The sequence below is a fragment of the Janthinobacterium sp. CG3 genome (genome assembly GCF_000344615.1).
Lineage (GTDB): Bacteria > Pseudomonadota > Gammaproteobacteria > Burkholderiales > Burkholderiaceae_D > Janthinobacterium.
Genome location: NZ_KB467829.1, coordinates 1 through 2,637, shown reverse-complemented (window position 1 = coordinate 2,637; position 2,637 = coordinate 1). Strand labels below are relative to the sequence as shown.

Below are 2,637 nucleotides of genomic sequence, written 5' to 3'. Positions count from 1 at the left end.
GGATCTGCGGCGCCTTCACTTCCTGGTAGCCGTTGATCTGGTAAATGTTGCGCATGTATTGCTCGACCTGCTGCCAGATCGACCAACCCTTCGGATGCCAGAACACCAGGCCCGGCGCCTCGTCCTGGAAGTGGAAGAAATCGAGTTGCTTGCCCAGCTTGCGGTGGTCGCGCTTCTCGGCCTCCTCCAGCATGAACAGGTATTGTTCCTGGTCTTCCTTCTTTACCCAGGCGGTGCCATACACGCGCTGCAGCATTTCATTCTTGGAGTCGCCGCGCCAGTAGGCGCCGGCCAGCTTCATCAGCTTGAACACCTTCAGCTTGCCGGTCGACGGCACGTGCGGGCCGCGGCACAAGTCGGTGAACTTGCCTTCGGCGTACAGCGACACTTCCTGGTCGGCCGGAATCGAGCCGATGATCTCGGCCTTGTAGTTCTCGCCGATACCCTTGAAGTAGGCCACGGCCTCGTCGCGCCCCAGCACCGTGCGGACCACCGGCTCGTCTTTCTTGGCCAGCTCGGCCATTTTCTTTTCGATGACGACCAGATCTTCCGGCGTAAACGGACGCTTGTAGGCGAAGTCGTAATAGAAGCCGTTTTCAATCACCGGGCCGATCGTCACTTGCGCGTCCGGGAACAATTCCTTGACGGCGTAGGCCAGCAAGTGGGCGGTCGAGTGGCGAATCACTTCCAGCGCGTCGGCGTCCTTGTCCGTGACGATGGCCACGTCGGCGTCCTTGTCAATCAAGAAGGAGGTGTCGACCAGCTTGCCGTCGACCTTGCCGGCCAGCGCGGCCTTCGCCAGGCCAGTACCGATATTGGCGGCCACCTGGGCCACGGTCACCGGACCGTCGAACTGACGCGCGGAACCATCGGGAAGTCGGACTGTAAGCATATTGATCTCCGGGTAAAAACAGCTGAAATATTGAAATGGAATTCGAATGGGATGCGCAACGAAAACGCGGACGAAAAAAAACGCGGACTAGCCGCGTTTTTCTCCTTTTAGCAAGCAAAGAAAATCCAGTCGACTAGCGTCACTCCCAAATCCTGGTAGTAGTTCGCGGTGTCATAACCGATTCGCCTTTCTAGCTCTTACATATATTCTGGTGGGCGGTGAGGAATTCGAATCCCCGACCCCTTGGATGTCGACCAAGTATTCTAACCAGCTGAACTAACCGCCCGCAAATGCTACTAGAAACAACAACTTACAACAAGCAACTTCGTTGCCTGCCGCGCCAACCTGCCGCGCGGCGTGGCCCTACTTTGTCCTGGTGGGCGGTGAGGAATTCGAATCCCCGACCCCTTGGATGTCGACCAAGTATTCTAACCAGCTGAACTAACCGCCCGAAAAACTTTTTTTAAAACCACAACTGCTGCCAGTCGTTCGCGGCGTAAAACTACGATCGCTATCTTACTACACTGTTCTGGTGGGCGGTGAGGAATTCGAATCCCCGACCCCTTGGATGTCGACCAAGTATTCTAACCAGCTGAACTAACCGCCCGAAGACCAGCATTATAGGAAGGGTAGGCGGCAAATACAAGGGCTGATTGCAGGAAACTTTGACATGAATGAAAAGTGTTCGCAAAGCAGGCATTACTCGGCCGCCACGACGTACACGCTGCTGTAGCCATCGCTGTTGATCGCCGTCACGCTGCGCTTGGCTAAACGTCGGCCATCCACCACCAGGTCCTTGTCGCCAAAGTTGGCGATCAGTCGGGTGCCGTCGCTGTAACGGGTTTCCTGCAGCAGGCGGTCCGGCGACATCGCGCTGAACGCCGTCATCTGTTCGCCCGCCAGGCGCTGGTGCAAGGGACGGAAGAAGGCGTCCTGGCGCTTGATCAGCGGCAAGCGCTGGTCCAGCGTGTCGCCGCTCAAATGGTACAGCGGCGGCACGTTGTACAACAACTGCGTCAGCTCGTTGTCGCCGCGCACGTTGCCGAACTTCAAACTGTCGAACAGCCAGTGGTGGCTGCTGACCACGGAGCCGTGGAACACCGCCTGGTAGAGCGGCAGGCGCGTGGCCGGATTGAAGTGGATCGCCCTTAGCGACTCCTTCAAGGGCACCTGTTTGAAAAACACCGTCGGCTGCGAGGCGGGGAACCAGCTGCCGAGGAAGTGCGGCGAATTCTTATCCTTTTGCATATCCTTGTCGCCCCAGCCGATCACCGGGGTCTGCACGCCGTGGGCGAACAGGATGCCCTGCGCGGCCGGGCCGTGGCCGTCCTCCGAACCGGCCGGCATCTTCAGCGTATCCGAGATCCAGCGCGACGCCTCCATATTGCCGGCGGCATTCTGCGCCTGCGTCATTGGCGCCTCGGCGCGGTAACTGTCGAACACCATGCCGCTCGCATAGGCGTCCAGGAACCAGCTGTTGAAGCCGGCCTTCGCCGCGACCGCCTTGACGCGCGCCTGCAACACCGGGCGCACGCAGTTCGAATCGGTGTAGCGGCCCGATTTCTGGAAGCCGGCGCGGAACAAACCGCTCTTGAGCACGATCGCGCAATCGCGGTACACCTTCTCGCCCAGGTGCGCGGTGGCCCAGTCGGGATTGCTGCCCGGCTTTAGCGCCGTCTCGTAGGAATCGTAGGGCGCGACCAGATAGCCGGCCTCGACGCCGGCGGCGACCGCCTCCGGATGCC

2 protein-coding genes and 3 tRNA genes are annotated in these 2,637 nt (G+C 59.5%); all 5 read right to left on the bottom strand.

The features are described 5' to 3' along the window. A partial coding sequence (locus tag JANGC3_RS0127855; protein ID WP_035789295.1) for a TGS domain-containing protein occupies positions 1–892 on the bottom strand: 892 nt, incomplete at its 3' end. 209 nt (positions 893–1,101) lie between these two features. Then, a tRNA-Val gene (locus JANGC3_RS0127850) sits at positions 1,102–1,178 on the bottom strand. Positions 1,179–1,266: 88 nt separating this feature from the next. Beyond that, a tRNA-Val gene (locus tag JANGC3_RS0127845) sits at positions 1,267–1,343 on the bottom strand. A 79-nt stretch (positions 1,344–1,422) separates the two neighbouring features. Then, positions 1,423–1,499: transfer RNA gene (locus JANGC3_RS0127840), tRNA-Val, on the bottom strand. A gap of 92 nt (positions 1,500–1,591) precedes the next feature. Then, on the bottom strand, positions 1,592–2,637 hold a 1,046-nt coding region (locus tag JANGC3_RS30460; RefSeq protein WP_017879775.1), incomplete at its 5' end, for a glycoside hydrolase.